General features: G+C 67.4%; 5 protein-coding genes. 3 read left to right on the top strand and 2 right to left on the bottom strand.

The features are described from left to right. Positions 1-228: 228 nt before the first annotated feature. Positions 229-3,588: a carboxyl transferase domain-containing protein gene (locus Q7V45_RS06075; RefSeq protein ID WP_304848608.1), complete on the bottom strand. Its 3,360-nt coding sequence runs from the start codon at positions 3,586-3,588 to the stop codon at positions 229-231. 25 nt (positions 3,589-3,613) lie between these two features. On the opposite strand from Q7V45_RS06075, the gene Q7V45_RS06070 reads away from it, so the two are divergent. Further along, positions 3,614-4,072 (top strand): flavodoxin family protein, encoded by a 459-nt coding sequence (locus Q7V45_RS06070; RefSeq protein ID WP_304848605.1) that lies wholly within the window; start codon positions 3,614-3,616, stop codon positions 4,070-4,072. 15 nt (positions 4,073-4,087) lie between these two features. Here the strand turns inward: Q7V45_RS06070 and Q7V45_RS06065 are convergent, their stop codons facing one another. Continuing rightward, positions 4,088-4,891, bottom strand: coding sequence for an SDR family NAD(P)-dependent oxidoreductase (locus tag Q7V45_RS06065; RefSeq protein WP_304848602.1), 804 nt, complete (start codon positions 4,889-4,891; stop codon positions 4,088-4,090). 94 nt (positions 4,892-4,985) lie between these two features. Here Q7V45_RS06065 and Q7V45_RS06060 point away from each other — a divergent pair, with 94 nt between their 5' ends. Further along, the gene (locus Q7V45_RS06060) at positions 4,986-5,459 is read left to right on the top strand and encodes a tripartite tricarboxylate transporter TctB family protein (protein WP_304848599.1); all 474 of its coding nucleotides are present in this window, start codon (positions 4,986-4,988) and stop codon (positions 5,457-5,459) included. A 4-nt stretch (positions 5,460-5,463) separates the two neighbouring features. After that, positions 5,464-6,963 (top strand): tripartite tricarboxylate transporter permease, encoded by a 1,500-nt coding sequence (locus tag Q7V45_RS06055; protein WP_304848596.1) that lies wholly within the window; start codon positions 5,464-5,466, stop codon positions 6,961-6,963. Positions 6,964-6,997: the final 34 nt, after the last annotated feature.

The following is a 6,997-nucleotide window of genomic DNA, read 5'->3' as shown; positions in this document are numbered from 1 at the left end:
CCGAGCGCAGCGAGGGACCTTTAGAGCCGCCGACAAAGGTCCCTCGCTGCGCTCGGGATGACAAAGTGCGTACAAATAGGGCCGGCTGGACCAGACTCGGGGTCCTGAGTCGGACACTCCCTGGATTGTAACGTGTCGTTGTCGCTGCTGGCGATTTGCCGGACCTCTTCAATCTTTCCCCGGACACTCCTGCATTTGAATGGGGAAGCAATTGATCTCTGATGGCCGTCACCACGTATCGATGTTCGGCCGCTTCTTGTGGCTGTGCGGCGGCCGCGGCTTGGCCTCGAGCAACGCCGTCGCGATCCAGCGTCGCGAATCGGCGGGATCGATCACCTCGTCGACCTCGAAATAGGTCGCGGTGCTCAACGCCTTGCCCCGCGCATAGGCGGCCGCGACCATCTTCTCGAACAGGGCGCGGCGCTCGCCCGGATCGCTCACCGCCTCGAGTTCCTTGCGGAAGCCGAGCTTCACGGCGCCTTCCAGGCCCATGCCGCCGAACTCGCCGGTCGGCCAGGACAGGGCGAAGACCGGCGCGTGGAAGGAACCGCCCGCCATCGCCTGCGCGCCCAGACCGTAGGCCTTGCGCAGCACGATGGTGCCGAACGGCACAGTGAGGTTCGCACCGGTCACGAACAGACGCGAGCAGTGGCGAACGAGCGCCGTCTTCTCGATCTCCGGCCCGACCATCATGCCCGGCGTATCGCACAGGAACAGGATGGGAATGTCGTAGGCGTCGCAGAGCTGCAGGAAGCGCGCGGCCTTGTCCGAACCGTCGCTGTCGATGGCGCCCGCCAGATGGACCGGGTTGTTGGCCACGATGCCGAGCGGCTTGCCCTCGATGCGGCCGAACGCCGTCACCATGCCGGGCCCGAAGTCGCGGCGGATCTCGAGCACCGAGTCCTCGTCGCAGAGCGTGGCGATGACGTCGCGTACGTCGTAGACGCGCAGCCGGTTCTCAGGGATGGCACGCCGAAGCAGGCGCTGGTCGGCCGCCCGCCACTCCGGCAACGCGCCCTGGAAGTAGGAGAGGTATTTCTTGGCCACGGCGACCGCCTCGGCCTCGTCCTCGACCGCGATGTCGACGACACCGTTGGGGACCTGCACGTTCATCGGCCCGACTTCCTCGGGCGAGAAGACGCCGAGATTGCCGCCCTCGATCATCGCAGGTCCGCCCATGCCGATCGTCGAGTTCTTGGTGGCGATGACCACGTCGCAGCAGCCCAGGATCGCGGCGTTGCCGGCGAAGCAGCGGCCGGAGTTGATGCCGACCAGCGGGGCCACGCCGCTCAGGCGTCCAAAGATGTGGAAGGCCATGGTGTTGAGCCCGGCCACCGACTGCACATCGATGTCGCCCGGCCGGCCGCCACCGCCCTCGGTGAAGAAGACCAACGGGATGCGCTGCTTCTCGACGATCTCGAACAGCCGGTCCTTCTTGTGGTGGTTGTTCTTGCCCTGGGTGCCGGCCAGCACCGTGTAGTCGTAGTGCGCGACCGCGACCCGGCTGCGCTCCGGTCCGAACAGCGACCCATTGACCCGGCCGATGCCGGTGATCAGCCCGTCGGCCGGAGTCTTCTCGATCAGGTCCTCGACCGTGCGGCGCGTGCGCTGGCTGGCGATCGCGAAGGCGCCGTACTCGACGAAGCTGTTGGGGTCGACCAGATCGTCGAGATTCTCGCGGGCCGTCCGCTGGTTGGTCTTGCGCCGCCGGGCGACCGACTCCGGTCGCTTCCCGTCGAGCGTCAGGGCCCGGCGCTCGATATACTCCGCGAGGTCGGGCCGAATATGATCGAGATCGATCGTCTCCTCGACCGCCGTGCCATTCACCTCGACATCGGCCTCCTCGACGAACAGCAACGAGTGACCTTCATAGACCGTCTCGCCCGCCTCAACCGCGATGCGTCGCACATAGCCACGCGCCGGGCTGCGGATCTCGTGCTGCATCTTCATGGCATCCATGACCAGCAGCGCCTGGCCCGCCGCCACCGGATCACCCTCTTTCACCGACAGGCTCACGATGGTGCCCTGCATGGGTGCGGGCACGGCGACCGTACCGTCCGGCGCGTCGTCCTCTAGCGTGCGCGACGCTGTCTCCGCCTTCGCCTTGCCGAAGGCGAGGACCGCCAGCGGATCGACGCTGTCGACCCGCGCACCGGCCTGGCGCGCGGACGATGCGGCCGGGGCCGCGCCTTCGAAATAGAGCCCGCCGCTCAGCTTGCCCGCCGCGGCGATCAGAGCCGAGGCCTGCTCGTCGACGAAGCGCGTATGGACTCTGTCGGCACGGAAATCGGGATGGGCGATCACGGCGCGCAGGAAGGCGATGTTCGAGGGCGCGCCTTCGAGCCGGAACGCGGCCAGCGCCCGCTCGGCCCGCTGCAGCGCGCCACCGAAGTCGGCCGCATGCACGATCACCTTGGCGAGCAGGGAATCGAAGTTGGGATTGGTGCGATAACCCGAATAGCCATAGGTATCGACGCGGATGCCGGGGCCCGTCGGGGGCTCGAAGGAAGTGAGCATGCCGCCACCCGGCTTGGCCGAACCGTCGGCCGTCATGGTCTCCATGTTCACCCGCAGCTGGATGGCATGGCCACGCGGCGAGGCCTGCCGAACACCGGTCTCGTCGAGGGATGCGCCCCCGGCCAGACGCAGTTGCGTCTTCACCAGGTCGACGCCCCACACTTCCTCGGTGACTGTATGCTCGACCTGCAGGCGTGGATTGGCCTCGATGAAGCAGAAGAAGTCCGGCGCCGCATCGTCGACCAGAAACTCGAACGTGCCGAGGCTGCGATAGTTAACCGCCTTCGCCATCCTCACGGCCGATTCGACGATCTGGCCGCGCATCGCCTCGGCGAGGTTCGGACTGGGCGCCAGCTCGACGATCTTCTGGCTGCGGCGCTGGATCGTACACTCGCGCTCGCCGAGCGCGGCGATGCCACCCTGACCGTCGCCCACGATCTGAACCTCGATGTGGCGCGCACGAGCGATCAGACGCTCGGCATAGAGGGCGCCGTTGCCGAAGGCCGCCTGTGCTTCGGCCGAGGCGCGCGTGAAGGCCTCGTCGATCTCGCCTTCCTGCGTGACGATCCGCATGCCGCGCCCGCCGCCACCCGCGATCGCCTTGATGACGATGCCGGCCTTGCGATGCTTGGCGAAGAAGGCTTTCACGCCCGCCACGTCAACCGCACTGTCAGTACCCGACAGGACCGGCGCCCCGTTCTTGCCCGCATGGGCGCGGGCGCGCGCCTTGTCGCCGAACAGATCGAGCTGCTCCGGCGTGGGGCCGACAAACACGAGCCCCGCCTCGGCGCAGGCCGTCGCGAAGGCCGCGTTCTCCGACAGGAAGCCGTAACCCGGATGCACGGCGTCGCAGCCCGCGTCTCTGGCGGCCGCAATGACACCGGCGATGTCGAGATAAGCCGCTGCGCCGCGCCCCTTGAGCGGCCGGACTTCGTCGACCCGCCGCACGTGCAGCGAGGTCGTGTCGTCCTCCGAATGGACGCCCACGGTTGCGATGCCGAGTTCGGCGGCGGCCTGGGCGATGCGGATGGCGATCTCGCCACGGTTGGCGATCAGGAGTTTCTTGAGCATGTCGGCGTGGGGTAAAACCCCCTCCATGTCGAAAAGGCTACTCATTGTGGCGCACGCCCCGTCGGAGAACACCCTTTCCCTGCGCGATGCCGTGGAACGCGGCGCGCGCAGCGAAACGGGGATAGACGTCCGGGTTATCGCGCCGTTGCAGGCCGGCCCGGACGACGTGCTGGCCGCGCAGGCGGTGATTCTCGGCACGCCCGAGAACCTGGGCTACATGAGCGGCGCCCTGAAGGACTTCTTCGACCGCAGCTACAATGCCTGCCTGGAGAAGACGCAGGGCATGCCCTGCGCGCTCTACATAAGGGCCGGCAGCGACGGCACCGGTACGCGCCGTGGCGTCGAGACGATCCTGACCGGCCTGCGCTGGCGTGCCGTGCAGGAGCCCCTGCTCTGCAAGGGCCCCTGGCAACCGGCCTTCGTCGACCAGTGCGAGGAGCTGGGCGCCGCCATGGCGGCCGGCCTCGCCGCCGGCATCTTCTGAACTACTGGCCCTGAATCACTGCGCCGTGTAACCGCCGTCGACGACGAGGCCCGAGCCGGTCATGAAACCGGCATCGTCCGACGCCAGGAACACGATGCCCTTGGCGATGTCCTCGGCGACGCCCAGCCGGCCGATCGGATGCATGGTGAGCGACGTCTTGCGCGTGGCTTCGGTGTCGTTGGTGCCGAGCGCGCGGGCCCGCATCGCGAAGGTCTGCTGGCCCATGTCGGTGTCGATCACGCCGGGATGGATCGAGTTCACGCGGATGCGATAGCCCTTGCGGCCGAATTCGAGCGCCGTCGACTTGGTGAACAGCGTGACCCCGCCCTTGGTCAGCGAATAGAGCGGATCGAGCTGCGAGCCGACCAAGCCTGCCACCGAAGCCAAGTTGACGATCGCCGAGCCGTGCGCACTCGTGGCGCCGCGCGCCTTGAGATGCGGCAGCGCGATCCGCGTGCCCAGCACCACTCCCGTGAGATTGACCGCGACGAGCTTGTGCCACTCGTCCATCGAGGCTTCCTCGACTCCCTTGCCGACGAAGATACCGGCGTTGTTCACCAGGATGTCGAGCCCGCCGAACTTCTTCACCGTCGCGTCGATGGCGGCCGACCAGCTCGCCTCCTCAGTCACGTCGAGCGGCACGAAGAGCGCCTGCCCGCCCGCGGCCTCGATCTCCTTCACGGTCTGGCGCCCCCGCTCCTCGAGCACGTCGCCGATCACCACCCTGGCGCCGACGCTCGCCATCAGCTTCGCCGCCTCGCCGCCGATGCCACGTGCGGCGCCGGAGAGAAATGCCACCTTGCCGTCAAGCCTGTTCATTCGCTTCCTCCTGGGGGTCGCGTGTTGCGCCCGGACTGTTTGGGCGTATGCTGCCTGCGAGAACAAGAAAAGAAAACAGGGAGGGCCGCCAGGCATGCGCCAGGGACGGCTTGTCGCGACGGGTGCGATGCTGGCGTTTTGCCTGTTCGCACTCTGGCAATCATTGTTGCTGTCGCTGACCGACCGCCTGGGCCCCGGCCCGGGCTTCTTTCCGTTCTGGCTGGCGCTGATCGGCATCGTCCTTTCGCTTGCCCTGCTCGTGTCGATCTGGCGCGAGCCGGGGCCGGCCGCAGACGCTTCGATCGAAGAGGTTCGCATCCTGCCGCATGGATGGGGCGCCTTGCGCTGCTTCGCCATCGTCGGGCTGCTGGCGGCGGTCACCATTGCGATGGAGTTCGTGGGCTTCCGCCTCGCCATGCTGGTCTTCAACGCCGCCCTCGTGATCGCGCTGGGCGAGCGCCGCTGGTGGCTCATCGCCGTCTTCGCCGTGCTCGGCAGCTTCGGCGTCTACTACCTCTTCACCACGTGGTTGGACGTTCTCCTGCCGACCGGCCGGTTCGGGATATAGACGCATGGAAGCCCTCGGCCATCTGCTCCAGGGCTTCGCAGCGGCGCTGACGCCCGGCTATCTCCTCTACGCCTTCGTGGGCTGCATGCTGGGGACGCTGATCGGCGTGCTGCCCGGCCTCGGGCCAGCGGCCGGCACAGCGATCCTGATCCCGCTCACCTTCAGCCTCGACGCCACCGGCGCCATCATCATGCTCTGCGCCATCTACTACGGCGCCATGTACGGCGGCACCATCACCTCCGTGCTGATCAACGTGCCGGGTGAAGCCGCCTCGGTCGTGACCTGCATCGACGGGCACCAGATGGCGAAGCAGGGCCGCGCCGGCTCGGCGCTCGGCATCGCCGCCATCGGGTCCTTCGTGGGCGGCACCCTGGCCACCGTGGCGCTGGTCGCCGTCGCCATGCCGCTGGCCTCTCTGGCGCTGAAGTTCGGGCCGGCCGAGTTCTTCGCCCTCATGGTCGCCGGCCTCTGCCTCGTCGTCGGCCTCGCCGGCAACAACATGCTGGCGGCCCTGCTCATGACGGTGATCGGGCTCCTGTTCGCGATGATCGGTGTCGATCCGGTGCGCGGCGCGCCGCGATTCACCTTCGGCGTCGAGGAACTCTACGACGGCATCGGCTTCGTGCCGGTGGTCATGGGCCTGTTCGGCGTCGCCGAGCTGTTGCTCGCCGCCGAGAAGCGCCAGACCCACATGGTCGAGGCCGAACTCAAGAGCTGGATGCCGACGGGAGCGGAGTGTCGCCAGTCCGCGGGCGCGATCGGCCGCGGCACGGTCGTGGGCTTCGTGCTGGGCCTGATCCCCGGCGTCGGCGCCATCGTGCCGACCTTCATGGCCTACGTGCTGGAGAAGCGCGTCTCCAAGACGCCCGAACGCTTCGGCAAGGGCGCGATCGAGGGCGTGGCCTCGGCCGAGACCGCCAACAACGCCTACGCCAACGCCTCGATGGTGCCGCTGCTGGCGCTCGGCATTCCCAGCTCGCCCACCATCGCGGTGCTGATGGGGGCCTTCATCGTGAACGGCATCACGCCGGGCCCCTTCCTGTTCAAGGAGCAGCCGCAGCTGGTGTGGACGGTGATCGCCAGCTTCTTCGTGGGCAACGCGCTGCTGCTGATCCTCAACCTGCCGCTGGTCGGCCTGTGGGCCAAGCTGCTCAAGATCCCGTTCAGCTACATGTGCGCGGGCGTGCTGATCTTCTGCGTGATCGGCGCCTATGGCCTGAAGCAGAGCCTGTTCGACGTCTGGGTCATGCTGGGCTTCGGCATCCTGGGCTACCTGCTGCGCAAGCTCGACTTCCCGATCGCGCCGGCGATCCTGGCGCTGATCCTGGGCCCGATGATGGAACGATCGCTGCGAACGACGCTCGAGATCTCCGGCGGCAGCTTCGCCATCTTCCTCGACCGTCCGGTCGCCCTCATCCTGCTCGCAATTCCGGTGATCGTGATCGCCTTCCTGCTGTTCAAGCCGCGCTCGCTGGCACCACTCAGGGAGAGCGACATCGAGTAACGCGCGTTCCAGTCGTCAACAAAGGGAGGATAAA

Source organism: Reyranella sp., from assembly GCF_030651995.1.
Taxonomy (GTDB): Bacteria; Pseudomonadota; Alphaproteobacteria; order Reyranellales; family Reyranellaceae; genus Reyranella.
Note: the sequence above shows the minus strand (reverse complement) of the source record. Positions and strands in the feature narration are given on the sequence as shown.

What these genes read in the sequence shown, in the direction of transcription:
- Q7V45_RS06055 (WP_304848596.1), top strand. Translation starts at nt 5,464, where the DNA reads ATGGAAGCCCTCGGCCATCTGCTCCAGGGCTTCGCAGCGGCGCTGACG.
- Q7V45_RS06060 (WP_304848599.1), top strand. Translation starts at nt 4,986, where the DNA reads ATGCGCCAGGGACGGCTTGTCGCGACGGGTGCGATGCTGGCGTTTTGC.
- Q7V45_RS06065 (WP_304848602.1), bottom strand. Translation starts at nt 4,891, where the DNA reads ATGAACAGGCTTGACGGCAAGGTGGCATTTCTCTCCGGCGCCGCACGT.
- Q7V45_RS06070 (WP_304848605.1), top strand. Translation starts at nt 3,614, where the DNA reads ATGTCGAAAAGGCTACTCATTGTGGCGCACGCCCCGTCGGAGAACACC.
- Q7V45_RS06075 (WP_304848608.1), bottom strand. Translation starts at nt 3,588, where the DNA reads ATGCTCAAGAAACTCCTGATCGCCAACCGTGGCGAGATCGCCATCCGC.